This window comes from Bacteroides sp. ET71 (assembly GCF_023336905.1).
Classification (GTDB): domain Bacteria; phylum Bacteroidota; class Bacteroidia; order Bacteroidales; family Bacteroidaceae; genus Bacteroides.
This window is the reverse complement of the sequence record NZ_JAMBLS010000005.1, coordinates 101,749-125,804: the sequence shown is the minus strand read 5'-3', so window position 1 is coordinate 125,804 and position 24,056 is coordinate 101,749. Positions and strand designations below refer to the sequence as shown.

25 protein-coding genes are annotated in these 24,056 nt (G+C 55.9%); 22 read left to right on the top strand and 3 right to left on the bottom strand.

Features of this window, described 5'->3' with window-relative positions; translation table 11 throughout:
• Positions 1–142: 142 nt before the first annotated feature.
• Positions 143–1,807, top strand: a complete 1,665-nt coding sequence (locus M3090_RS05015) for a putative transporter (protein ID WP_249054299.1) — start codon at positions 143–145, stop codon at positions 1,805–1,807.
• 103 nt (positions 1,808–1,910) lie between these two features.
• Here M3090_RS05015 and M3090_RS05010 read toward each other — a convergent pair whose 3' ends face one another.
• Positions 1,911–2,540, bottom strand: coding sequence for an AAA family ATPase (locus M3090_RS05010; RefSeq protein ID WP_249054298.1), 630 nt, complete (start codon positions 2,538–2,540; stop codon positions 1,911–1,913).
• A 424-nt stretch (positions 2,541–2,964) separates the two neighbouring features.
• On the opposite strand from M3090_RS05010, the gene M3090_RS05005 reads away from it, so the two are divergent.
• From M3090_RS05005 to rpmA, 21 genes are all read left to right on the top strand, one after another.
• Positions 2,965–3,558: a DUF5063 domain-containing protein gene (locus M3090_RS05005; RefSeq protein ID WP_249054297.1), complete on the top strand. Its 594-nt coding sequence runs from the start codon at positions 2,965–2,967 to the stop codon at positions 3,556–3,558.
• Positions 3,559–3,569: 11 nt separating this feature from the next.
• Complete coding sequence (locus tag M3090_RS05000; protein ID WP_249054296.1) at positions 3,570–4,190, top strand: 3'-5' exonuclease; 621 nt, start codon at positions 3,570–3,572, stop codon at positions 4,188–4,190.
• A 10-nt stretch (positions 4,191–4,200) separates the two neighbouring features.
• A complete protein-coding gene (locus tag M3090_RS04995) occupies positions 4,201–5,385 on the top strand; it encodes a class I SAM-dependent rRNA methyltransferase (RefSeq protein WP_249054295.1) in 1,185 nt (394 codons plus the stop codon).
• 352 nt (positions 5,386–5,737) lie between these two features.
• Positions 5,738–6,988, top strand: a complete 1,251-nt coding sequence (locus M3090_RS04990; RefSeq protein WP_249054294.1) for a nucleoside permease — start codon at positions 5,738–5,740, stop codon at positions 6,986–6,988.
• A 16-nt stretch (positions 6,989–7,004) separates the two neighbouring features.
• On the top strand, positions 7,005–7,568 hold the full coding sequence (locus M3090_RS04985; protein WP_249054293.1) for a bifunctional nuclease family protein: 564 nt from the start codon (positions 7,005–7,007) through the stop codon (positions 7,566–7,568).
• Positions 7,569–7,577: 9 nt separating this feature from the next.
• Complete coding sequence (locus M3090_RS04980; RefSeq protein WP_249054292.1) at positions 7,578–8,276, top strand: 16S rRNA (uracil(1498)-N(3))-methyltransferase; 699 nt, start codon at positions 7,578–7,580, stop codon at positions 8,274–8,276.
• Positions 8,277–8,800: 524 nt separating this feature from the next.
• Positions 8,801–9,760: a tRNA (adenosine(37)-N6)-dimethylallyltransferase MiaA gene (miaA, locus tag M3090_RS04975; protein ID WP_249054291.1), complete on the top strand. Its 960-nt coding sequence runs from the start codon at positions 8,801–8,803 to the stop codon at positions 9,758–9,760.
• Positions 9,757–10,680: a diacylglycerol/lipid kinase family protein gene (locus M3090_RS04970; protein WP_249054290.1), complete on the top strand. Its 924-nt coding sequence runs from the start codon at positions 9,757–9,759 to the stop codon at positions 10,678–10,680. Before miaA ends, M3090_RS04970 begins: the two co-directional genes overlap by 4 nt.
• Positions 10,681–10,719: 39 nt before the next feature.
• Entirely contained in the window at positions 10,720–10,971 is a 252-nt protein-coding gene (locus M3090_RS04965) for a hypothetical protein (RefSeq protein WP_249054289.1), read from the top strand.
• Positions 10,965–11,288, top strand: coding sequence for a type II toxin-antitoxin system RelE/ParE family toxin (locus tag M3090_RS04960; RefSeq protein ID WP_249054288.1), 324 nt, complete (start codon positions 10,965–10,967; stop codon positions 11,286–11,288). Before M3090_RS04965 ends, M3090_RS04960 begins: the two co-directional genes overlap by 7 nt.
• Complete coding sequence (gene kdsA, locus M3090_RS04955; RefSeq protein WP_249054287.1) at positions 11,285–12,100, top strand: 3-deoxy-8-phosphooctulonate synthase; 816 nt, start codon at positions 11,285–11,287, stop codon at positions 12,098–12,100. The genes M3090_RS04960 and kdsA overlap by 4 nt, the downstream gene beginning before the upstream one ends.
• A 128-nt stretch (positions 12,101–12,228) precedes the next feature.
• Positions 12,229–15,063 carry a M16 family metallopeptidase gene (locus M3090_RS04950; RefSeq protein WP_249054286.1) on the top strand — a complete coding sequence of 945 codons (2,835 nt, stop codon included), beginning with the start codon at positions 12,229–12,231 and terminating at the stop codon, positions 15,061–15,063.
• A gap of 127 nt (positions 15,064–15,190) precedes the next feature.
• Positions 15,191–16,687 (top strand): DUF5687 family protein, encoded by a 1,497-nt coding sequence (locus tag M3090_RS04945; RefSeq protein WP_249054285.1) that lies wholly within the window; start codon positions 15,191–15,193, stop codon positions 16,685–16,687.
• A 132-nt stretch (positions 16,688–16,819) separates the two neighbouring features.
• Positions 16,820–17,557, top strand: a complete 738-nt coding sequence (locus M3090_RS04940; RefSeq protein ID WP_249054284.1) for an ABC transporter ATP-binding protein — start codon at positions 16,820–16,822, stop codon at positions 17,555–17,557.
• 54 nt (positions 17,558–17,611) lie between these two features.
• The gene (locus M3090_RS04935) at positions 17,612–18,199 is read left to right on the top strand and encodes a C40 family peptidase (RefSeq protein WP_317239129.1); all 588 of its coding nucleotides are present in this window, start codon (positions 17,612–17,614) and stop codon (positions 18,197–18,199) included.
• A 63-nt stretch (positions 18,200–18,262) separates the two neighbouring features.
• Positions 18,263–19,144 (top strand): TraB/GumN family protein, encoded by an 882-nt coding sequence (locus M3090_RS04930; protein ID WP_249054283.1) that lies wholly within the window; start codon positions 18,263–18,265, stop codon positions 19,142–19,144.
• A 100-nt stretch (positions 19,145–19,244) separates the two neighbouring features.
• Positions 19,245–21,209, top strand: coding sequence for an HAD-IA family hydrolase (locus M3090_RS04925; RefSeq protein ID WP_249054282.1), 1,965 nt, complete (start codon positions 19,245–19,247; stop codon positions 21,207–21,209).
• 165 nt (positions 21,210–21,374) lie between these two features.
• On the top strand, positions 21,375–21,554 hold the full coding sequence (locus tag M3090_RS04920; protein WP_249054281.1) for a hypothetical protein: 180 nt from the start codon (positions 21,375–21,377) through the stop codon (positions 21,552–21,554).
• Complete coding sequence (locus M3090_RS04915) at positions 21,548–22,054, top strand: DUF6169 family protein (RefSeq protein ID WP_249054280.1); 507 nt, start codon at positions 21,548–21,550, stop codon at positions 22,052–22,054. The genes M3090_RS04920 and M3090_RS04915 overlap by 7 nt, the downstream gene beginning before the upstream one ends.
• A gap of 162 nt (positions 22,055–22,216) precedes the next feature.
• Positions 22,217–22,534 carry a 50S ribosomal protein L21 gene (gene rplU / locus M3090_RS04910; RefSeq protein WP_249054279.1) on the top strand — a complete coding sequence of 106 codons (318 nt, stop codon included), beginning with the start codon at positions 22,217–22,219 and terminating at the stop codon, positions 22,532–22,534.
• A gap of 23 nt (positions 22,535–22,557) precedes the next feature.
• Entirely contained in the window at positions 22,558–22,830 is a 273-nt protein-coding gene (rpmA, locus tag M3090_RS04905; RefSeq protein ID WP_249054278.1) for a 50S ribosomal protein L27, read from the top strand.
• A gap of 138 nt (positions 22,831–22,968) precedes the next feature.
• Here the strand turns inward: rpmA and M3090_RS04900 are convergent, their stop codons facing one another.
• Together M3090_RS04900 and pssA are read right to left on the bottom strand one after the other, a co-directional pair.
• Positions 22,969–23,262 carry a DUF4834 family protein gene (locus M3090_RS04900; RefSeq protein WP_249054277.1) on the bottom strand — a complete coding sequence of 98 codons (294 nt, stop codon included), beginning with the start codon at positions 23,260–23,262 and terminating at the stop codon, positions 22,969–22,971.
• A 70-nt stretch (positions 23,263–23,332) separates the two neighbouring features.
• Positions 23,333–24,040, bottom strand: coding sequence for a CDP-diacylglycerol--serine O-phosphatidyltransferase (gene pssA / locus M3090_RS04895; RefSeq protein WP_249054276.1), 708 nt, complete (start codon positions 24,038–24,040; stop codon positions 23,333–23,335).
• Positions 24,041–24,056: the final 16 nt, after the last annotated feature.

The following is a 24,056-nucleotide window of genomic DNA, read 5'->3' as shown; positions in this document are numbered from 1 at the left end:
CAATACGAAGAGGAGTATATTTTTCTCTTTTCGAACAAAAAGTCTTTTTTCTTTATGAAAAGCTTGCCTTCTTCGGACGTTATGTGTACTTTTGCAGGCGTTAATCCGCGATTTAGAATCTATTAACATTACTTATAGGACTATGGATTGGTTAAACAGTTTATTATGGGACCCTTCCTCCGTCGCCCACATCGTATTTCTATACTCCTTCGTGATAGCGGCCGGGGTTTTGCTGGGCAAAATTAAAGTGGCGGGAATCTCGCTGGGGGTGACGTTCGTCCTCTTCATGGGTATCCTGATGGGGCATTTCGGTTTTACGGTATCTACGCCTATTCTGCACTTCCTGCGCGAGTTTGGCTTGACACTGTTTGTGTTCTGCATCGGCCTGCAGGTAGGTCCGTCTTTCTTTTCATCTTTCAAAAAGGGAGGCATGACGCTGAACCTATTGGCAGTGATGATTATTGTGCTCAACATCGCAGTGGCTCTGACCATTTACTTCATTGCCAACGGACGTGTGGAATTGCCTATGATTGTAGGTATTTTGTACGGGGCCGTGACCAATACGCCCGGTTTGGGTGCTGCACAAGAGGCTCTTAACCAGTTGCAATACACCGGCGACCCCATTGCGTTAGGTTATGCCTGCGCTTACCCCTTGGGTGTGTTGGGCATCATAGGTTCCATCATCGCTATCCGCTACATCTTCCGTATAGACTTCCATAAGGAAGAAGAGGCTTTGCGCCACACGGAGGAAGATGAGAAACAAAAGCCACACCTGATGACGCTGGAAGTGCGCAACGAATCGATTGACGGCAAGCGTCTCATTCAGGTCAAGGAGTTTTTGGGACGTCCCTTCGTCTGCACACGTCTCCGTCATGAGGGGCACGTGTCCATCCCCGACCAAGATACCCGTTTCCACATCGGCGACCAGCTTTACATGGTATGTTCTGAAGAAGATGCCGAGGCTATAATAGCTTTCATAGGACGACAAGTAGAGGTGGATTGGGAACATCAGGACATGCCGATGGTGTCGAGACGTATCTTGGTGACCAAGTCTGAAATCAATGGCAAGAAGCTGGGTGACATGCACTTCCGCAGCACTTACGGTGTCACCGTCACCCGCGTCAACCGTTCGGGCATGGACCTTTTCGCTGCTCCCAACCTGACACTCCAGGTAGGCGACCGCGTCATGGTGGTAGGCCAGCAGGATGCTGTCAATGGCGTAGCACTCGTGCTGGGCAATCAACTCAAACGCCTTGACACACCGAACATCGTCACCATCTTTGTCGGCTTGTTCCTGGGCATACTGGTGGGCAGCCTGCCTATCTCTTTCCCGGGCATGCCTACGCCTGTCAAGCTGGGCCTGGCCGGCGGTCCGCTGGTGGTGGCCATCCTTATCGGCCGTTTCGGTTACAAGTTAAAGCTGGTTACGTACACCACGATGAGTGCCAACCTGATGCTGCGCGAGATAGGTCTCGTGCTCTTCCTGGCCAGCGTAGGCATTGATGCGGGCGGCCAGTTCGTGCAGACGGTGCTGCAAGGAGACGGATTGTTGTACGTGCTGTGGGGCTTTTTGATTACGGTCATCCCGCTGCTTGTGGTCGGCATCTTTGCCCGCGGATTCTTCAAGGTGAACTACTTCATCCTGATGGGTCTTATCGGCGGTGCCACGACCGACCCTCCTGCACTGGCCTACTCGAACCAAGTGGCCGGCAATACGGCTCCTTCGGTGGGTTATTCAACCGTTTACCCTCTCACCATGTTCCTGCGCATCCTGGCGGGGCAGATGATATTGCTGACGATGATGTAAGAAAGCGAATATCTTTCTAAACATAGCTAAACAGTAGAGCGGCTGCGTGGCAAGGATTTGCCGACACAGCCGCTCTAAGTTTTTTGTTTTCTTCCGGCATGAATCAGAGCGAGAGTTTCTTCCGCACAAATTCCTCCACGAAATCGACGGTGCCGTCTATGCCCAACACGGAGGAATCGATGCACAGGTGGTAGGATGCCGCAGCGCCCCAAGTCTTATAGCTGTAATAGTTGTAGTATTCCGAACGTTTCTTGTCGGCCTTTACCATCATGGCCTCGGCTTCCTGCTCGCCGAAGCCATGAATACGGCACAGGCGGGCGATGCGGTCTTCGCGGGTGGAGGAGATGAAGATGTTGGCACAACGCGGATGCTCGCGCAAGATATAGTCGGCACAACGCCCGACGAACAGGCATGATTTCTTTTCGGCCAGGCGGCGAATCACGTCGCTCTGCACCTTGAACAAGGAATCGTTGCTCAGGCAATTGCTGGCCGGCATGGCCCCGTCGGTGATGAAAGGGAAGCGCATCCCGAACCAGCCGCCCACGAAGCCCTGCGAGGGACGTTCGTCGGCCCGTTCGAAGAACTCGCTGCACAGGCCGCTTTCTTCCGACGCCAGCGTGATGAGCTCTTTGTCGTAAAAAGAGATGCCCAACCGTATGGCCAGCTTCTCACCTATCTCACGACCGCCACTGCCCAACTGGCGGCCAATGTTCACTACGAATTTATCTTCCATATCCATTCTCTAAATTTAAATGAAACACACGATTTGTCAAGGGCAAATATAATTAATCTTGAGAAATAAAACCAGCTTGTCGGCATTTTTTGTCGCCGCAAGCCCCAAATCGGCCCCCTTTCTACGAAAAAGGGCGCCACGCCACCGTCCGGACGAGCCTCCGCCCGTGTACGCACGAAGCACGGCTCTTGCGCACACGAAGCACGGGCCGGCAGGACGCAGCTCTTCCACCCCATCTACGGCCCCCAAAGAACGCTTGCAAGAAAAAAAACGATTTCTGCCCCCGACGCCTCCACAAGCACACGCAGCGGGGGAAAAGCCCAAGCAGACAGCACCTTTGCCCACGGGAAAAGAAAACTTTGTCAAAACGAAATTTGCGACTCCCCTCAAATTACATTACCTTTGCAAGACAATAGAACAGAAAATGGAAAAAGAAAGCCAAACGATATTCGACCGCAACGTCATAGAGTTCGTCACCGTGGCCGCCGAATTCTGCAAATACGTGGAACAGGCCGAAGGCACGCGACGCGCCACTTTTGTCGACACGATGCTGAAGATACTGCCCCTGCTGTATCTGAAGGCCACGTTGCTGCCCCCTTGCGAACCGATGGGCGACGAAGAACCCGAACACTACGTGACGGAAGAAACCTACGAGGTCTTGCGCCTGACACTGGCCTCCATCCTGGCCGAACGCGACGACTACCTGGACGTATTCGTCGAAGACATGAAGTACAGCGACCAGCCCATCACCCGCTACATCTCCGAAGACCTGGCCGACATCTACCAAGACGTCAAAGACTTCATCTTCGTCTTCAGCCTGGGGCTGAACCAGACGATGCACGACGCCCTGGCCATCTGCCAAGAAAACTTCCGCCTCTACTGGGGGCAGAAACTGGTCAACACCCTGCGCGCCCTGCACGAGACAAGGTACACCCAAAGCGAAGACGAAAACGACGAAGACGGCACAGAAGCAGACACCGACTTCTATGACGAGCCCGACAGGGAACCACTCCATTAATCCACCCGACGATGATTATAAAAAGAACTATTGACAAAGAAGCATTGAAAGACCTGCCCAAAGCCTCTTTCCCGGGAAAGATTCACGTGGTGCAGACCCCGCAGGAGGCAGAACGGGCGGTCACCTTCCTGCGGCAATGCTCGATGGTGGGCATCGACAGCGAAACACGCCCCTCCTTCTCCAAAGGCAAACCACACAAAGTGGCCCTGCTGCAAGTATCGTCCGAAGACCACTGCTTCCTGTTCCGCCTCAACCTGACGGGCCTCACCCTGCCCATCATCAACCTGCTCGAAAGCCCCAACATCACCAAGATAGGACTCTCGCTGAAAGACGACCTCATGATGCTGCACAAGCGTGCCCCTTTCGAAGCACACGCCTGCATCGAGCTGCAAGAATACGTCCGCACCTTCGGCATCGAAGACAAAAGCCTGCAAAAAATATACGGCATCCTGTTTGGAGAGAAAATCTCCAAGGCACAACGCCTCACCAACTGGGAAGCAGACACCCTGACCGAACCCCAGAAACTCTATGCCGCCACCGATGCCTGGGCCTGCCTCAACATCTACAACCGCCTGCAAGAACTGAAACGTACAGGCGACTTCGAAATTGCAGACAAAGATAACCCTAACTGACTCCATCAATATGTATAAAGTCTACCTGAAACCCGGCAAGGAAGAATCACTCAAACGCTTCCACCCATGGATATTCTCCGGTGCCATCGCCCACATAGACGGCAAGCCCGAAGAAGGCGAAGTAGTCGAAGTCTATACCGCCGCCCGGCAGTTCATAGCCAAAGGCCATTTCCAAATAGGCAGCATCGCCGTGCGTGTGCTCTCCTTCCGCCAGGAAGAAGAGATAAACACCGACTTCTGGCGGCGCAAACTCCAGACCGCCAAAGAAATGCGCCGCAGCATCGGACTCATCGGACGGACAGACAACAACACCTACCGCTTGGTGCACGGCGAAGGCGACAACCTGCCCGGACTGGTGATAGACATCTACGCCCGCACCGCCGTGATGCAGGCACACTCAGCCGGCATGCACCTCGACCGCATGGCCATTGCCGAAGCCCTGGCCGACGTGATGCAGGAAGAAGTGGACAACATCTACTACAAGTCAGAAACCACCCTGCCCTACAAAGCCGACCTCTTCCCCGAAAACGGATTCCTGCGCGGAGGAAGCACCGACAACATCGCCACGGAATACGGCCTGAAGTTCCACATAGACTGGCTGAAAGGACAAAAGACAGGATTCTTCGTGGACCAACGCGAAAACCGCGCCCTGCTGGAACGCTATGCCCGGGGACGACGGGTGCTGAACATGTTCTGCTACACCGGCGGATTCTCCGTCTACGCCATGCGCGGCAACGCCCTGTCCGTACACTCGGTAGACAGTTCGGCCAAGGCCATCGACCTGACCAACAAAAACATCGGGCTGAACTTCCCCGGCGACGAGCGCCATACGGCTTTCGCCGAAGACGCCTTCAAGTTTCTCGACCGCATGGATGCCCAGACCTACGACCTCATCGTGCTGGACCCTCCCGCCTTTGCCAAACACCGCGACGCCCTGCACAACGCCCTGCAAGGATACCGCAAGCTCAACGCCCGCGCTTTCGAGAAAATCCGACCGGGAGGCATACTCTTTACCTTCTCCTGCTCGCAGGCCGTCAGCAAAGAGCAATTCCGCACGGCAGTCTTCACGGCAGCCGCCCTGTCGGGACGCAGCGTGCGCATCCTGCACCAGTTGACCCAACCCGCCGACCATCCGGTCAATATCTACCACCCGGAGGGCGAGTACCTGAAAGGACTGGTGCTTTATGTGGAATAATGGGCCTCAAACACGGCAGATTTTGCAAAGAAGTGTATAAAAGCGGTCCACCTTCTTAATAAGAGTTAAATAAAAGCAGATTTTTGCTCATTTATTATGCTGCATAACATAAAACGCTTACCTTTGCACTGTGTTTTTCATGGTATTAGATTTAAGGTTAACAAAGATTGGGTGTCTGGGATAGATACCCTTCTTTTTTTTATGCCCTCCGCTTCCGCCTCCGGCGCTCTTCGCTTCTTCTCCCGCCCTCCATCTTTTTCCCCCGCCCGGACTTGTTTTTTTTGTATCAACATCGTACATTTGCAATGAATAGCAAGAACGTAGAAACAACAACCGTCAAAAACATACACCTATGAACATAAAGATAAGACTAACCGCCATGCAATTCCTGCAATTCTTCGTATGGGGTGCATGGCTTATCTCGTTAGGCAGCTACATGAACAACACACTGCACTTCGAAGGCGGAGAAATCGGTAAAATTTTCGCGACAATGGGCATAGCCGCCCTGTTCATGCCAGGCCTCACCGGCATCATAGCCGACAAATGGATGAACGCCGAAAAGCTGTACGGATTGCTCCACCTGATAGGCGCAGGTGCTTTGTTCTACGCCTCGACAGCCAGCACTTACGAACAGATGTACGTGGCCATGCTGTTCAACCTGCTGGCCTACATGCCGACACTCTCGCTGGCCAACACCGTTTCATACAACGCTCTGGAGAAATACAAGCTCGACTTGGTGAAAGACTTCCCCCCCATACGCGTATGGGGCACGGTGGGATTTATTTGTGCCATGTGGCTGGTAGACTTGACAGGCTTCAAATACAGCGCTGCCCAGTTGTATGTGGCGGCTATCTCGGCCGCCGTCTTAGGCTTATACTCATTCACCCTGCCCCCATGCCCGCCCGAACGTAACGAGAAGAAGACATGGCTCTCTGCCTTCGGATTGGACGCGCTGGTGCTGTTCAAGCAAAAGAAGATGGCCATCTTCTTCCTCTTCTCCATGCTCTTGGGGGCTGCCCTTCAGATTACGAACACATACGGCGACACGTTCCTCAGCTCGTTCGCTTCCATCCCCGAATATGCCGATTCGTTTGGCGTCAAGCACTCCGTCATACTGCTCTCCATCTCGCAGATGAGCGAAACGCTGTTCATCCTGGCCATACCGTTCTTCTTGCGTCATTTCGGCATCAAGCGCGTCATGCTCATCAGCATGTTTGCCTGGGTATTCCGCTTCGGACTTTTCGGACTGGGCAACCCGGGCGACGGGCTATGGATGCTCATCCTCTCGATGATTGTCTACGGCATGGCTTTTGATTTCTTCAACGTGTCCGGCTCGCTGTTCACCGAAATGGAGGCACACTCCGGCATCCGTGCCAGTGCACAAGGCCTGTTTTTCATGATGACCAACGGCATCGGCGCTTTCGTGGGCGGGTATGCCAGCGGAGCCGTGGTAGACATGTTTTCCGTCTATGCCGAAGGCGGAGGGGTCATCAGCCGCGAGTGGACACCCATCTGGATGATTTTTGCCGCCTACGCACTGGTGCTCGCTCTGGTATTTACCGTAGTGTTCCGCTATAAGCACACTCCGGAGAAGACCTTATAAGAAAGGAAGGAAACGCATGGACAGAAAGAAAATAGAACTGCAAGTATACAGCCTCAGCGCCAGCCATGAACAAAACGGAGCCTACAATCTGTTGTTTACCGAGGTAGGCGGCAGACGCCAGTTACCCGTCATCATAGGCGCATCGGAAGCACAAGCCATCGCGCTCGAACTGCGCGGCATCCATCCTTCACGCCCGCTGACACATGCCTTGTTCGCATCGGTGCTGGACGCGCTGGGAGTCCGCTTGTTGCGTGTGCTTATCTACAAAGCCGAGAAAGGCATATTCTATACTTATATATACCTGCGTTCGGGTGAAATACTCTTGCGCATAGACTCGCGCACCAGCGATGCCGTGGCTTTGGCCTTGCACATGGGGGCTCCTGTCCTGATATACGACGACCTTTTGCAAAGAGAATGTATCCCGCCTATGGATGAAGAGCCTGCGGAACTGAGCGAAGAAGAACTGCTGAAGCAGAACGAGGAAGCGCTGAAGGCCGCTCTGCAAAAAGCCATCGACGAAGAAAACTACGAGCAGGCCGCCGTCTTGCGCGACCGTCTCAGACAATTACACATCCCATAACGTTACGCCATGCACATTTTTTACACTCCTGACATCCAGTCCGTCCATGAGCTGCCGGAAGAAGAAGCCGCCCATGCGTTGCGCGTGCTACGCCTGCAAGCCGGCGACGAAATCATGCTGACCGACGGCGTCGGCCATTTCTACCACGCACGCATCAGCCTGGCGGCCCACAAGCGCTGCCTGGTAGACATTCTGGAGGTTGAACCGCAAGCCCCTTTGTGGAGCGGGCATCTGCACATCGCCATGGCGCCCACCAAAAACATGGACCGTACCGAATGGTTTGCCGAGAAAGCCACCGAGATAGGGCTGGATGAGCTGACGTTCCTGAATTGCCGTTTTTCCGAGCGCAAGGTCATCAAGACCGAACGCATTGCCAAGATTCTGGTGTCGGCCATCAAGCAATCGCTCAAGGCACGTCTACCCCGGCTGAACGAGATGACGGACTTTAAGACCTTCATCGCACAGCCTTTCGAGGGACAAAAGTTCATTGCCCATTGCTACAAAGGTGAAAAGCCGTCGCTGAAAGACGTGGTGCGCAAGGGGGAAAATGCCTTGGTGCTGATAGGGCCGGAGGGCGACTTCAGCGAAGAGGAAGTCCGCCTGGCCACAGAAGCGGGGTTCACGCCCATCAGCCTGGGTCCCTCGCGATTGCGGACAGAGACGGCGGCATTGGTGGCCTGCCACATCCTGAACTTGAAAAACCAGTGACCCGCACCGGGGCGACGTCCCGCGTGCCAGCCCGCTGACATGGCTGCCGGCAGAGGGCATCCAGTAATCCCGCGATGCTGCCGGTGGCCATCTTCCACGGCCAGCTCATCGACCTGAGTGCACCGTTCTTCGTATCGTTGTTCTGCAAGTTCTGAAGGGAATAGGAAGCGTACGGGCATAAAAAAAGGGCTCCGCTGAGCCCAACCTTTGTTAACCTTAAATCTAATACCATGAAAAACACGTTGCAAAGGTACGGACTTTTGCGATACCTGCAAATTATTCCCGCAAAAAGTATGTTTTACAACATATTTTAATAAAAGCACGGCTCCCGTTCACGTCCTTTTTCATTTCAGCGGAACAAACACTTCGTTCTTCCGCACACGCAGCACGCTCCTGACGCACACGAGCCATGCCCCTTGCACACGACAGGCAAACGGCTTTTTTTAGACAGAAGTTTTGCACATTCTATCCGATTTTGCGTTATCTTTGCTGGCGTAACCAAAAACAACCACACTACGAACTCTATGCCTGCCCCAGATTTAATCGCCATATTAGGCCCCACCGCATCAGGAAAGACCACGCTGGCAGCCGCCCTGGCAGCCGAACTCGACACGGAAATCATCAGCGCCGACTCGCGCCAGGTGTACCGCCGCATGGACCTGGGGACGGGCAAAGACCTGGATGACTATGTGGTGGACGGACGACGGATGCCCTACCATCTTATCGACATCGCCGAGCCGGGCACCAAGTACAACCTCTTCGAGTATCAGCGCGACTTCCGGCAGGCTTACGACGACATCAGGGCGCGCGGCCGCCTGCCCATCGTGTGCGGCGGCACGGGACTGTATCTGGAAGCCGTGCTGCGGGGCTACCGCCTGTTGCCCGTCCCGGAGAACCCGGCCCTGCGGGCAGCCCTGGCTGGCAAGACGCTGGACGAGCTGACCGAACTGCTGAAGACCTACAAGACGTTGCACAATACGACGGACGTGGACACGCCCAAACGGGCCATCCGGGCCATCGAGATAGAAGAATATTACCGCCAGGCACCTGTCGAAGAACGCCCCTTCCCGCAGTTGCACAGCCTTATCGTGGGCATCAGCATCGGGCGGGACGAACGCCGCAGCCGCATCAGCCAGCGCTTGCGCCAACGCTTGGACGAAGGCATGGTGAACGAAGTGCGCCGCCTGCTGGACGAAGGCATCGCGCCGGAAGACCTGACGTACTACGGGCTGGAGTACAAGTTCCTCACCCTCTACGCCACCGGCCGGCTGGCCTACGACGAAATGGTGCGGGGGCTGGAGACAGCCATCCACCAGTTTGCCAAACGGCAGATGACCTGGTTCCGCGGCATGGAACGGCGCGGCTTTACCATACACTGGATAGACGCCACACTGCCCACGGCGGAGAAAGTCGCCATCGTCAGGCAACTGCTGGCAGAAGAAGAAACATCGTCTTACTCAACCAAACCTACGGAGGGAACATGAACACAGAACCCGAAAGATGGGGCATCATCTACAACCCCAAAGCCGGCACCCGCAAGGTGCAAAAGCGCTGGAAAGAGATAAAAGACTACATGGACAGCCGGGGCGTGGCCTACGACTACGTACAGTCCGAGGGCTTCGGCGCCGTGGAGAGGCTGGCCGGCGTGCTGGCCAACAACGGCTACCGCACCATCGTCATCGTGGGAGGAGACGGGGCGCTGAACGACGCCATCAACGGCATCATGCGCTCCAACGTCCTGCGGAAAGAAGACATTGCCCTGGGCATCATCCCCAACGGCATCGGCAACGACTTTGCCGACTACTGGGAGATGAGCGACGACTACCGCGAGGCGGTGGACTGCCTCATCCGCGGACGACGACGCAAGATTGACGTGGGCACGTGCCAGTATTACGACGGACAGAAACACGTGACGCGCTACTTCCTGAACGCCATCAACATCGGGCTGGGAGCCCGGATTGTGAAGACAACCGACCAATGCAAGCGGTTCTGGGGCGTGAAATACCTGTCGTACTTCATGGCCTTCCTGTCGCTCATCTTCGAACGCAAGCTGTACCGCATGCACCTGAAGATTAACGGCGAGCACGTGCGCGGACGCATCATGACGGTGTGCATCGGCAGCGCCACGGGCTACGGGCAGGTGCCCAGCGCCGTGCCCTACAACGGCTGGCTGGACGTATCGGTCATCTACCGCCCGGAGCTGCGCCAACTGTGGGGCGGGCTGTGGATGCTCATCCAGGGGCGTATTTTGAACCACCGGCTGGTGAAGCCCTTCCGCACCCGCGAGGTGAAGGTGCTGCGGGCTCGCAACGCCGTGGTCGACCTGGACGGACGCATCCTGGACAGGCATTTCCCGCTGAACATAGGCATCCTGCACGAAGCCATCACACTGATTATCCCATAAAGAACCGAGATATGTAACCCACAAGAAAGAACTATCATTATGACAACCATTGAACTTACCCGCTATAAAATGGAATTGCTCCGCGACATCATCAACAACTTCAATACGGAGAAAGCGCTCAGCAGATTAGGAACGGCATGCCACCTCATAAAAAACGAAGAACTGGCAGACAATCTGCCTGCAATGCCGGCCTATTTGCTGGAGCAACTGCTCAATGAAGCCTTACAGGAAGATGCCGAAGGACTAAGCATCAGTGATGAAGAAATGGAACAGGAGATACAGAAATGGTAATCAAATGGTCCCCCTTGGCTCAACGAAGCCTGAAAGAAATCTACCTGTTCCATCTGCCCAAGACCGGGAGAGAGAAAGCGCATGCCATCGTAACGGAACTGAAAAAAGAGACACGCTATCTACTTATCTTTCCGGAAATGGGAAGAAAAGAACCGGTCGAAATCAACAGTTATGACTACCGCTATATCGTCAAAGGGCATTATAAGATTTACTATATCATCTTGCCCACACATATTCTTATAGGACTGGTGTGGGACACCAGGCGGAACCCTGAGCTATTAACCAAACTATTAAACATTTCCCCTACACAACAATGAAACTATCTGAACAACTGAAGAACAACCCCGCCGGCAACTTCTTCCTGCTGGCAGGTCCCTGCGTCATCGAGGGCGAAGACATGGCCCTGCGCATCGCCGAACGCATCGTGAAGATAACGGAACGGCTGAAGATACCCTACGTGTTCAAGGGCTCGTACCGCAAGGCCAACCGCTCGAGGCTGGACTCGTTCACGGGCATCGGCGACGAAAAGGCGCTGCGCGTGCTGCGCAAGGTGCACGACACGTTCGGCATCCCCACCGTCACCGACATACACGCGGCGGACGAGGCACAGATGGCGGCAGAGTACGTCGACATCCTCCAGATACCCGCCTTCCTCTGCCGGCAGACCGACCTGCTGGTGGCCGCCGCACAGACGGGGCGCACGGTGAACATCAAGAAGGGGCAGTTCCTCTCGCCCCAGGCCATGCACTTTGCCGCCGAAAAGGTGGTGGGCGCGGGCGACACGGACGTGATGCTGACCGAGCGCGGCACGACCTTCGGCTACCAGGACCTGGTGGTGGACTACCGCGGCATCCCCGAGATGCAGGCCTACGGTTACCCCGTCATCCTGGACGCCACGCACTCGCTGCAACAGCCCAACCAGGCGGCGGGAGTGACCGGTGGCATGCCACAGCTCATCGAGACCATCGCCCGCGCGGGCATCGCCGTGGGAGCCGACGGCCTGTTCATCGAGACGCACGAAGACCCCTCCGTGGCCAAGAGCGACGGAGCCAACATGCTGCGCCTCGACCTGCTGGAAGGCTTGCTGGAGCGGCTGGTACGCATCCGCCGGGCCATTACGGAAGCATGAACGGGAAGGTTGCGACTGTCGCAACTACTCGGTTGCCACACCCGCAACACTTTTTTCCACGCCGCTGTGATTAAAGCCACCAGCCTGCGACAGATAAGTCAAACTATTCTTAACAAAAAGATAGACACATGAAACAGTTAACAAAAACACTTTGGCTCGCGGCACTCATCCTGTGCTGCAGCCTGCAACAGGCAGCTGCCCAGATGCAGTTGCCGCCGCTGCCGGTGGACAAGAACGTCCGCATCGGCAAGTTGGACAACGGACTGACTTACTACATCCGCCACAACGAGAAACCCGAAAACCGCGTGGAGTTCTACATCGCACAGAAGGTAGGCTCCATCCTCGAAGAACCGCAGCAGCGCGGCCTGGCCCACTTCCTGGAGCACATGGCCTTCAACGGCACGAAGAACTTCCCCGGCGACGAGCGCGGCCTGGGCATCGTGCAGTGGTGCGAATCGAAAGGCATCAAGTTCGGCACCAACCTCAACGCCTACACCTCGGTAGACGAGACGGTGTATAATATAAGTAATGTGCCCAGCACCGACCCCGCCATCGTCGACTCCTGCCTGCTCATCCTGCACGACTGGAGCAACTCCATCCTGCTGGCCGACAAGGAGATTGACAAGGAACGTGGCGTCATCCGCGAGGAGTGGCGCAGCCGCAACGTCGGCATGCTCCGCCTCTACACCGACGCACAGGCCACGTTCTATCCCGATTCGAAATACGCCGACTGCATGCCTATCGGTAGCATCGACGTCATCAACAACTTCCCCTACCAGGACATCCGCGACTACTACGCCAAGTGGTACCGCCCCGACCTGCAAGGCATCATCGTGGTGGGTGACATCGACGTCGACCAGATGGAGCAGAAGATAAAGACCCTCTTCTCTGACATCAAGCTGCCGGCCGAACGCGCCGAACGCATCTGGTACCCCGTGCCCGACAACGAAGAACCCATCGTCTACATCGGCAAGGACAAGGAAATCGACACCCCCATCGTAGACATCTACTTCAAGCACGATGCCACGCCCGACAGCATCAAAGGCAGCGTCATGTACCTGGCACAGCAATACATGCTCGACGCCATCGCCACCATGCTCAACCAACGCTTCAGCGAACTGGCACAGTCGCCCAACCCGCCCTTCAACATGGCCGGCTGCTCGCCCGACGGCGACTTCTTCATCAGCGGCACCAAGAAAGCCTTCAACGTCAGCGCCTACTGCAAGGACGACGGTCTGAGCAACGCCCTCAAAGTCCTGCTGCAAGAAGTAGAACGCGTACGCCGCCACGGATTCACCGAATCGGAATACACCCGTGCCCGTGCCAACATCCTGCAACAACTGGAGTCCGTCTACAACGAACGCGAGAAGACCAACAACGACCGCTACGTCAACCAGTGCCTCCAGCACTTCCTCCACGCCGAACCCATCCCCGGCATCGAGTATGAATACGCCACGCTCAACCAACTGGCTCCCAACATCCCTGTGCAAGCCATCAACCAAGTAGCCCAGCAACTGATTACGGACAACAACCAGGCCGTCTTCATCGCCGCTCCGGACAAGGAAGGCGTAGTCATCCCCACTCAGGAAGAAGTCATTGCCGACCTCAAAGCCATGCCCACCCTCGACGTGCAGCCCTACGTGGACAAAGTATCCAACGAACCGCTGATGAAGGAAGCCCCCCAAGGCGGCAAGATTGTCAGCCAGAAGGACAACGCCCTGTTCGGCGCCACCCTGCTGACCCTCTCCAACGGCATCAAGGTCTATGTGAAGAAGACCGACTTCAAGGCCGATGAAATCCGCATGAGCGGCTTCAGCCTGGGCGGCATGACCAACTTCGACGCAGCCGACAAGCTGAACTACTCCTTCATGAACGGCGCGGTAGATGCAGGCGGCGCCGGCAACTTCAGCAACATCGAGCTGACCAAGATGCTGGCCGGCAAGAACGTCAGCGTCACCGCTTCCGTGGGCAGCACGCAGGAGAACGTCAACGGCTCTTGCTCGCCAAAGGACTTCGAGACCATGATGCAGCTCACCTACCTCTACCTCACCCAGCCCCGCAAGGACGAGGAAGCCTTCACCTCCTTCATGAACCGCATGAAAGCCCAGTTGGAAAGCTCCGAAGTCAACCCGCTCTCCGTATTCAGCGATACACTGAGCTATGAGATGTACGGCCAGAACGAACGCTTCATCAACGTGAAAGCCTCCATGGTAGACCAAGTGGACTACGACCGCATCCTCGAACTGTACAAGCAAGCCTTTGCCGACTGCGGCGACTTCCAGTTCATCTTCGTGGGCAATGCCGAACTCGACTCCATCAAGCCCTACATCGAAACATACCTCGGCGCCCTGCCCGCCAAGAGTGCCAAGCAGAACTACAACAAGGCCAACCTGCTGATTCCCGCCAAAGGCACCAAGGAGAACATCTTCGCCAAGGAACAGCAGACTCCAATGGCTACCGTAGCCATGGTCATCACCGGCAACTGCACATACAACCTGCGCAGCTCCGTCCTGATGAGCGTCCTCAACCAGGCCCTCGACATGGTCTATACCGAGGAAATCCGCGAGAAGGAAGGTGGCACATACGGTGTCAGCACCTACGGAATGTTAGGAAGCGAACGCCAGGATGCCACGCTCCAGATTTTCTACCAGACCGACCCCGCCAAGTTCGAACACCTTAACGGCATCATCAACACCCAACTGGAGAAGATGGCCCAACAAGGCCCCTCGGACGAGCAGATGCAGAAAATCAAGGAGTACATGCTCAAGAAGTATGCCGACAACCAGAAGGAAAACGGCTACTGGCTGGGCAATATCAGAGAGATGCTCTACACCGGCATGGACAAGACCAAGGACTACGAAGCACTCGTCAACGGCCTCACCGCCCAAGACGTAGCCCAGTTTGCCCAAGCCCTGCTGAAGCAAGGCAACAAACTGACGGTGGTAATGACCGTGCCGGAATAATAAGTTAAATGAAGAATGAAGAACGAAGAATGAAGAATCTGAGCAAGAAGCGGACGACGCCACGCACCCATTCATCACTCTTCATTTTTCATTCTTCACTCTTCATTCTTAATTCTTCATTAAATCCATGAACTTATTCTTAGAACTCCGCCGCCACGGCCGCCTGGCCGACAAGCGCCACCCGATGTACGAGAAGAGCCGCTTCACCCGGTTCTGGATGTACTTCATGGCCGTGTTTTGGGCGGGCTATCTTATCTTCATCGGCACTACCTTTGCCTTCGGCTTCGAGGGAGCGGCAGTAGAGCCGTACCACCTCCTCAATTCCGGTCTGGTATTCGTGCTCGCGCTGGACTTCCTGATGCGCTTCCCCTTCCAGAAGACACCCACGCAGGAGGTGAAGCCCTACCTGCTGCTGCCCGTGCGGCGCAACCGGCTGATTGACTTCCTGCTCATCCGTTCGGGGCTGAGCGGTTTTAACCTCCTCTGGCTGTTCCTGTTCGCGCCCTTCGCGCTGATCACCGTCACCAAGTTCTACGGACTGTGGGGTGTGCTGACCTACTGCGTGGGCATTTGGCTGCTGATGGTGCTCAACAACTACTGGTTCCTGCTGTGCAAAACGCTCCTGAGCGAACGCATCTGGTGGGTGCTCTTGCCCGTGGCCGTCTATGGGGGACTGGCTTTGGGGATGTTCCTGCCGGATGACAGCCCGGTGTTCGACTGGTTCCTGGAGTTGGGCGAGGGCTTCATCACGGGCAACGCGTGGGTGTTCCTGGCCCTGCTGGCCGGCATCGGCCTGATGTGGTGGGTCAACAGCCGCGTCATCCGCCGCCTCATCTACGACGAGCTGAACAAGACGGAAGACACTACCGTGGAAGTGAAGACGCTCTCGGAGTACCGCTTCCTGGACCGCTACGGCATGACAGGAGAATACATGCGCTTGGAGCTGAAGCTGATGCTACGGAACAAGATGTGCCGCAAGTCGCTCATCGCCATCGTCTGCGCCGTGGCCGCCATCAGCGCGGTCATCGCCTTCACGGACGTTTACAGCAGCGGGGGGATGAACAACTTCTGGGTGATGTACAATTACGTCATCGTCAGTCTGCTGGCTTTCTCCACGCTGATGGGCTACGAGGGCAACTACATGGACGGGCTAATGACACGCCGCGAGTCCATCTTCGCCCTGCTGCGGGCCAAGTACGTGCTCTACAACCTTGTCCTCCTCCTCCCCTTCCTGCTGATGCTGACGGGCGTGGTGACGGGCAAGCTGACACTCTTGCAAATCTTGGGGTGGGGACTGTTCACAGCGGGACCCGTCAACTTCGGCTTCTTCCAACTGGCCGTGTACAACAACCGCACCGTGGACCTCAACGCCAAGATGACCAGCCGCAACAATGCCGGTACAGGCCTGCAACAACTGGCCAGCTTCGGCGCCTTCATGCTGCCGTGGATTGTCTACCTGCCGCTGGTTGTTCTCTTCAATGAGACAGTGGCCTACTGGGGACTCCTCGTCCTTGGCCTCGCCTTCATCCTGACCTCGCGGCTGTGGATACGCAACGTCTACACGAGACTGATGAAACGCAGGTACAAGAACATGGAGGGCTTCCGCGACAGCCGCCAACGGTAAGCTCCTTTCCGGCACCCGGAATGCTTCCTTTCCGGCACCCGGAATGCCTCCTTTCCGATACCCGGAATGCCTCCTTTCCGATACCCGGAAAGTATCCTTTACGACACCCGTAACCTATAAAAGAATAAAGATATGATAGAAATAACCGACTTACAGAAGAGCTACGGCTCGAAACGGGCCATCGACATCGACCGCTACACTATCGCCGACGGCGACATGCTGGGCCTGGTGGGCAACAACGGCGCGGGCAAGACCACCCTGTTCCGCCTCATCCTGGACTTGGTGAAGGCCGACCAAGGCACGGTGGCCATCGCCGGGACGGACGTCACCCGCACCGAGGACTGGAAGGACATCACCGGTGCGTACATCGACGACGGCTTCCTCATCGACTACCTCACGCCCGAAGAATACTTCTACTTCATCGGCCGCATGTACGGGCTGAAAAAAGAAGAAGTGGACGAACGCCTCCGCCCCTTCGACCGCTTTATGAACGGCGAGGTGCTGGGACAGAAGAAGTTCATCCGCAACTACTCCATGGGCAACAAGCAGAAAATTGGCATCATCTCCGCCATGCTGCACCACCCGCAACTGCTCATCCTGGACGAACCCTTCAACTTCCTTGACCCCTCCAGCCAAGCCATCATCAAGCACTTGCTGCGGGCATACAACGAGGAGCACCACGCTACTGTCCTCATCTCCAGCCACAACCTGAACCACACCGTCGACATCTGCCCCCGCATCGCCCTGCTGGAGCACGGCGTCATCCTGCGCGACATCGACAACCACGACGGACAGGCCGAGAAGGAACTGGAGGACTACTTCAACCTGAAAGCCGAAGAAATGAATAATGAAGAATCTACGAATCAATGAAGAACGAAATAAATGAAGAATAAAGAATGAAGAATAAAGAATGAAGAATAAAGAATGAAGAATGAAGAATTAACCAAACATGAAGGACGAAAGACGAGAGACAAGAATCGCCGGAAGCGGACGCTACGCGCCCATTCTTCATTCCTCATTCTTTATTCTTCATTTATATTCTTTCTCCTCTGCCTGACCGGCTGCCGCACCGCTGCGCCCAAGCTGGACTACCGCGCCCTGGTCCGCGCCGCCGACCGCCTGGGTGTGGACATTGGTCCCAAGGACCACCACGCCCTCTACCTGGAGGCCGCGCAGTGGATAGGCACACCCTATCGCAGCGGCGGACAGAGCCGACGAGGCACGGACTGCTCAGGCTTCGTGCGCCAGGTCTACAAGGCGGCCTACGGCATCGACCTGCCCCGCAGCACCGACCAGCAAATGGATGCCACGAGCCGGGTCCGCCGGGGCAAATTGCGCGAAGGAGACCTGGTTTTCTTCCACGGAAGCCGCAAACGCCGCGTCAACCATGTGGGCATCTACCTGAAAGACGGCAAGTTTGTCCACGCCAGCACCAGCCGGGGCGTCATGGTCAGCCGGCTGGACGAGGACTATTGGGACGAGCACTGGATGCGGGGCGGAAGAATCAATTGACAATTAACAACGAGGCGTTGCTATCAAGACGTATTAACCATTAACCATTTATCATTAACCATTATGAAACGATTCATCACCCTCCTCCTGGTCGTCGCAGCCACGCTGGGCGCCCAGGCACAATTACTCTGGAAAGTATCGGGCAACGGGCTCGACAAACCTTCGTACCTCTTTGGCACGTATCACCTCGCCGCCTTGAGCATCAAGGACAGCATCGCTGCCCTGCCGCAAGTGCAACAAGACGTGCAACAGGTGTACGGCGAACTGGTCATGGCCGACATGATGAAGCCCGAAACGCTGACGCAGATGCAGCAACAGATGATGCTGCCCGCGGACACCACGCTCCGCAGCCTCTTCTCTCCCAAAGAGTTCGAGGTGGTGACCCGCGCCGTGACGGAGTACCTCAAGGTAGACATCGCCCTGCTGGACCGCCTGAAGCCCGCCGCCCTCTTCCAGCAACTGACCGTGCTGTTCTACCTGAAGCATACGCCGGGCTATAACCCGCAGGAACAGCTGGACGCCTCCTTCCAGCAAGATGCCACGAAGGCAGGCAAGAAGGTAGGCGGGCTGGAGACGGTACAGTCGCAGATGGACATCCTCTTCAACAAGCCCCTCCGCCGCCAGGCCGAAGACCTCTACTGCTTCGTCAGCGACCCGGCCAAAGCCGAACGCCAAGCCAAGGAACTCATCGCCGCCTATGCCGCGCAGGACCTGGACAAAATGCTGCAACTGATGGAGGAGAAGGAAGGCACGTCGTGCGACCCCACGCCCGAAGAGATGGCCCAACTGCTGTATGACCGCAACCAAGCCTGGGCGAAGCAGATGCCCGCCTTGATGCAGGCCGCTCCCACCCTGTTTGTCGTAGGCGCCGGACACCTGCCGGGCGAACGAGGCGTGCTCAGTCTGCTGAAAGAGAAAGGATATACAGTAGAACCGATGAAATGAGAATAATGGTGAATGGTAAATGATTAATGGTTAATACGTGCGGCCGGACATCATTTACCATTAACCATTAATCATTAACCATTAATCACTCTCCCTCCGCATGTCTTATCAAGTCTACCTTTTTGACTTCGACTACACCCTGGCCGACTCGTCGCGCGGCATTGTGATGTGCTTCCGCCACGTGCTGGAGCGCAACGGCTATGCCGACGTGACCGACGAGGCCATCCGCCGCACCATCGGCAAGACGCTGGAGGAGTCGTTCTCCATCCTGACGGGTGTCACCGACCCCGAACGTCTGGCGGCTTTCAAAGCCGAATACCGCCGGGAAGCCGACGTGCACATGACGCCCAACACGCGCCTCTTCCCCGAAACGCTCCGTGTGCTCCGGACGCTGAAGGAGCGGGGCGCCCGTGTGGGCATCATCTCCACCAAATACCGCTTCCGCATCCACGACACCATGGACCAGCACCTGCCTGCGGATTTCCTGGACATCGTGGTGGGCGGTGAAGACGTCTCCCGCGCCAAGCCCGACCCCGAAGGACTGCTCTACGCCATCCGCCAACTGGGCGTGAAGAAGAAGCGCGTGCTCTACATCGGCGACAGCACCGTGGATGCCGAGACGGCCCAAGCCGCCGGCGTGGACTTTGCCGGAGTGACTCACGGCGTCACCACCGCCGACGAGCTGGCTGCCTATCCCCACCAACGCATCATGTCCTCGCTGGACGAACTGTTGGAGCCGGAGGGAAAGACGCAACGCCCCACCACCCACCGACGCATCGCCGTACACCAGGTGCTCATCCTGGCCCTGCTGCTATGGATTGCCTGCGAAGAAAGCTTTCCGCTGGACGACGACCCGACGTATCTCTTCTTCCTCTTCTTCCTCGCCTATCTGGTCAAAGTCCTCCGCACGCGCCGTGTCCTGCCTCCGGCTGCCAGACAATGGCTGTGCGAGCAGTGTCACCCCCTCATCGTCCGCGCCCGCGCCCTGCACATCCGCCAGATTCGCGGCAAAGTGCCCGCCCCGCTCAGCACGCAGCCCTGCACCTGCCGCAACTGCGGACACACGTTCACGGGCAATTTCTGCCCCCGCTGCGGACAGACGCGTTCCGTCTATCGCTTCCGGCTGAAGCACGCGGCGGGCAACATCCTGCGCAGCCTGTTCCGTGTGGACGGCAAATTCGGCCGCACGCTCATCGCCCTGCTCTACCGCCCCGGCCATCTGATGCGCGACTTCATGCAGGGCCGCCGCGCCAACCACTCCATGCCCCTTCAGACGCTCTTCCTGCTCGTGGCCTTCTACCTGCTAGCCGTGCAACTGGTCATCCCCCAGATAGAAACGGAAAAAACAACGGTCGAAAGCGACTCCGTGCAGGTGGCCAAGCTGCGCGAGTCCATCGCCGAACTGCAAGAAGAAAACAATTACAAAGACGACTCCCTGTCCAAAGCCGCCAACGACCTGGCCATCATCCTCTTGCAGAAAGAACTGGCACAGAAAACTGCCACCGCCGACTCCCTGTCTGCCGCCGACCAGAGCGACATGGAAGAGTTGAGCCAAACCGCCCGCGTCCTGGCCGGAGAATCCAAACTGAGCCACTACCTGGAGAACGGCATCCGCAGTGTCCCCTTCCTCAACCGCGTATGGGAGCTGCTGAAACGCTGGGGGCACGGCAACCGCACGCTGCACGTCGTCGCCACGCTGCCCCTGCTGGCCATCGCCACGCTCTGGGCTTTCCAAAGCCGACGCCGGCTCAGGCGCTGTCCGCCCAAGGTACGCTTCAACCTGATGGAACATTTCTTCATACAAGCCTACATCGCCGGACAAATCATGCTCATCAGCATCTTGCTCCTGCCCATCGGTCTGACCGCCTATGCCGACGACCTCTTCGCCCTGCCGTGGTGGGTCCTCTTCCTGCTTTTCTGGTGGGATTTCCGGCAGTTATACCTCTGCTCGTGGTGGGAAAGCTTCTGGCGCACGCTGCTGATGTTCGTCTACGCCCTCCTGTTGCTCGTCGGCATCGTGATGTTCGTACTCCTCCTCATCGCCGCAGCCGAAAGCCTGCTGTGAGCAGGGCGCGGTGCTTGTCCGGAAGAAGCGCGGTCCTGACACACAACGGCCGGGCTTCTTGTCCGGAAGAAGCCCGACCGTTGCAGCCTCCACCAAGATAATCCCTCAAAAGTTTGGCCGTCTACCCCAAGATTCGTACCTTTGCCTCCATAAACACTTATCACTATGGAAGAAACATTGCAAACACCCCCCAAGAAGACAACGCTGACCAAAGAAGAAGTATGGCGGCGGATGAAGGAGCATAAGCGGAAGAAGCAAGAACTTATCCGACAGATGGAAGAGTACTTGAGAGCAGAATACAAGAAACGTACAGGGCAAGAACCAGAATCTATCGAAGTATGGTAAAAATTGACTTGGAGCGTGTCAACACATCTGCTCCATATATGCTCCGGTTGGCTCCATACGCCCAGTTGTCATACATATTGACCACTGACTACGGCGTCAATTACACGTTAAGCTTCATGCCAAGCGACCTTATGCCGAACATTGAAGCATACGAGTTTGCCATATCCAACACCAACCACCGCAAGTCTCCCCGCGACCCCAAGCTGCGGCAAACCATCCTGGCCTTGGTCTACGAATTTTTCCGCAAGCGGGAAGCCGTCATGCTCTACCTGTGCGAGACGGGCGACAACCGGCAGAAGCACCGCAGCCGCCTGTTCGAATCGTGGTTCCGCTCTTCGGGCAGCCAGACAACGTTCGCTTTTCTATCGGCACAGATACCCGACGAAGAAGGCATCCCGAACTACGTCGCCCTCATCGTCCGTCCCGACCATCCCCGGTTTGCCTTCATCGCCCAGCAGTTCAGCGACACGCTGGAGCTGTTTCGCGACAAACCGGCATGAAGGCGGGCAAAAAAACGGATAAAAAAGCCCTGCCTACACTTGCCCGTCTCGGATAAAATCCGTACCTTTGCAGCCGATTATTCCGCAACGGGTTCAGTTAAGAGTTCTCTAAGTGATTAGGGACCACCCGCCGGAGCTAACTTATACATTGTTTTATAAGAAATGTACGCAATTGTAGAAATCCAAGGCCAGCAATTCAAAGCAGAGGCCGGAAAGAAGTTGTTCGTTCACCACATGCAGAACGCAGAAAACGGTGCAACGGTAGAGTTTGACAGAGTACTGTTGGTGGACAAAGACGGTGTCATCACCGTGGGAGTTCCCACCGTAGAAGGTGCAAAAGTAGTTTGCGAAGTAGTATCCCCGCTGGTAAAAGGCGACAAAGTACTTGTTTTCCACAAGAAAAGAAGAAAAGGCTATCGCAAGCTGAAAGGCCACCGCGAACAGTTCACGGAATTGACAATCAAAGAAGTAGTAGCTTAATCAATTAAAAACAGTAAGAAGAAATGGCACATAAAAAAGGTGTTGGTAGTTCTAAGAACGGCCGCGAATCAGCAAGTAAGAGATTAGGCGTTAAAATATTCGGCGGTGAAGCTTGCAAGGCAGGAAACATCATCGTCCGTCAGAGAGGTACCGAGTTCCATCCGGGCAAAAACATCGGCATGGGTAGTGACCACACTCTGTACGCCTTGGTAGACGGAACTGTACAGTTCAAAGTAACCCGCGAAGACAGACGCTACGTGTCCGTCATCCCGGCAGAGACAAAAGCAGAAGCATAAGACTGCATACCCCAGAAACAGAAAAGGGAGAGTAACGATTACTCTCCCTTTTCTGTTTCTAAACCTCTCTCTGCCGGACGTAGGAACCACAGCCACAACAGCGGAAAGAATCTCCGGACGACCGACCGCTTAAGTACCTTAATCCCTCACCTCTTCATAAGGCACATACTCGCCTTCATCTTTGCCGAAAATCTTCTTCCGGTTAATATGCAGTTCCCCCTCTTCCACCGTCACAGTCCCGTCGTCCGACACAGCAGTCCGCCGCGCACGTTCCGCACCCGTACGTTCCGCACCGCCGGCCCGCTGATAAGCCGTCGTATTTTTTCCCCGGCCAAAGCCAAAGACACCCCGCACCACACTGAGCAGGATAGCGATGCCAATGAACACAATGGCCAATATGATAATCAGAATAAATCCTAAGAAATGAAGCATATATCCGGTTTTAAGTTAAAAATGAATTACCTCTGAAGGTATAACTACAACAACCGTGCCGAAAAAAAGTTCAACCCCGCTTAGCCGTGCAGAGCGAAAGCAAGACATACCACACGATGCAAGCAGACAAGCCCTTGACTTGCAGGCAAGCCAGCAGCACAATGCAAACAGCCAGGAAGAGGAAACGCAACTTATTGTCCGCCCACGACAGGCTCTTGAACTTCAGCGAAAACATGGGCACCTCGCTCACCAACAGCCACGACGACAGGCACACCAGCAGCAACAGCCACAAAGGATGAACGTCCCCTCCCGACAGCCAAGGATGGAACCCCGCCACCAATGCCGCCCAGAACAACGCATTGGCCGGGACAGGCAAGCCGATGAACGAAGTGGTCTGCCGCGCATCATTGTTGAACTTGGCCAAACGCAGGCCCGAAAAGACAGCTATCAGGAAAGCCACATAAGGGAAATAAGGAGCCACCGCCTCCAGATAAGTCGGATAACGCATCTCCTGCAAAAGAGAAAAGACCACCACCGACGGTGCCAGGCCGAAGCTGATGTCATCGGCCAGCGAATCCAAATCCTTGCCGATGTTGGAATAAGCATGAAGCGCACGCGCCGCCATCCCGTCGAAAAAGTCGAACACCGCTCCAACGATGATGAACAACAAAGCCATGTCATAACGAGACTGAAACGCCATGACGGCAGCCACACAGCCCGAAAAAAGATTCAGGCAAGTCAGCGTATTGGGAATGTGACGAGTAATGCAATTAGCCATAAGCAAAAAAGAAATA

Bases quoted from the DNA above. Each gene is read 5' to 3' on its own strand.
- M3090_RS05015 (WP_249054299.1), top strand. From the start codon at position 143: ATGGATTGGTTAAACAGTTTATTATGGGACCCTTCCTCCGTCGCCCAC.
- M3090_RS05010 (WP_249054298.1), bottom strand. From the start codon at position 2,540: ATGGAAGATAAATTCGTAGTGAACATTGGCCGCCAGTTGGGCAGTGGC.
- M3090_RS05005 (WP_249054297.1), top strand. From the start codon at position 2,965: ATGGAAAAAGAAAGCCAAACGATATTCGACCGCAACGTCATAGAGTTC.
- M3090_RS05000 (WP_249054296.1), top strand. From the start codon at position 3,570: ATGATTATAAAAAGAACTATTGACAAAGAAGCATTGAAAGACCTGCCC.
- M3090_RS04995 (WP_249054295.1), top strand. From the start codon at position 4,201: ATGTATAAAGTCTACCTGAAACCCGGCAAGGAAGAATCACTCAAACGC.
- M3090_RS04990 (WP_249054294.1), top strand. From the start codon at position 5,738: ATGAACATAAAGATAAGACTAACCGCCATGCAATTCCTGCAATTCTTC.
- M3090_RS04985 (WP_249054293.1), top strand. From the start codon at position 7,005: ATGGACAGAAAGAAAATAGAACTGCAAGTATACAGCCTCAGCGCCAGC.
- M3090_RS04980 (WP_249054292.1), top strand. From the start codon at position 7,578: ATGCACATTTTTTACACTCCTGACATCCAGTCCGTCCATGAGCTGCCG.
- miaA (WP_249054291.1), top strand. From the start codon at position 8,801: ATGCCTGCCCCAGATTTAATCGCCATATTAGGCCCCACCGCATCAGGA.
- M3090_RS04970 (WP_249054290.1), top strand. From the start codon at position 9,757: ATGAACACAGAACCCGAAAGATGGGGCATCATCTACAACCCCAAAGCC.
- M3090_RS04965 (WP_249054289.1), top strand. From the start codon at position 10,720: ATGACAACCATTGAACTTACCCGCTATAAAATGGAATTGCTCCGCGAC.
- M3090_RS04960 (WP_249054288.1), top strand. From the start codon at position 10,965: ATGGTAATCAAATGGTCCCCCTTGGCTCAACGAAGCCTGAAAGAAATC.
- kdsA (WP_249054287.1), top strand. From the start codon at position 11,285: ATGAAACTATCTGAACAACTGAAGAACAACCCCGCCGGCAACTTCTTC.
- M3090_RS04950 (WP_249054286.1), top strand. From the start codon at position 12,229: ATGAAACAGTTAACAAAAACACTTTGGCTCGCGGCACTCATCCTGTGC.
- M3090_RS04945 (WP_249054285.1), top strand. From the start codon at position 15,191: ATGAACTTATTCTTAGAACTCCGCCGCCACGGCCGCCTGGCCGACAAG.
- M3090_RS04940 (WP_249054284.1), top strand. From the start codon at position 16,820: ATGATAGAAATAACCGACTTACAGAAGAGCTACGGCTCGAAACGGGCC.
- M3090_RS04935 (WP_317239129.1), top strand. From the start codon at position 17,612: ATGAAGAATGAAGAATTAACCAAACATGAAGGACGAAAGACGAGAGAC.
- M3090_RS04930 (WP_249054283.1), top strand. From the start codon at position 18,263: ATGAAACGATTCATCACCCTCCTCCTGGTCGTCGCAGCCACGCTGGGC.
- M3090_RS04925 (WP_249054282.1), top strand. From the start codon at position 19,245: ATGTCTTATCAAGTCTACCTTTTTGACTTCGACTACACCCTGGCCGAC.
- M3090_RS04920 (WP_249054281.1), top strand. From the start codon at position 21,375: ATGGAAGAAACATTGCAAACACCCCCCAAGAAGACAACGCTGACCAAA.
- M3090_RS04915 (WP_249054280.1), top strand. From the start codon at position 21,548: ATGGTAAAAATTGACTTGGAGCGTGTCAACACATCTGCTCCATATATG.
- rplU (WP_249054279.1), top strand. From the start codon at position 22,217: ATGTACGCAATTGTAGAAATCCAAGGCCAGCAATTCAAAGCAGAGGCC.
- rpmA (WP_249054278.1), top strand. From the start codon at position 22,558: ATGGCACATAAAAAAGGTGTTGGTAGTTCTAAGAACGGCCGCGAATCA.
- M3090_RS04900 (WP_249054277.1), bottom strand. From the start codon at position 23,262: ATGCTTCATTTCTTAGGATTTATTCTGATTATCATATTGGCCATTGTG.
- pssA (WP_249054276.1), bottom strand. From the start codon at position 24,040: ATGGCTAATTGCATTACTCGTCACATTCCCAATACGCTGACTTGCCTG.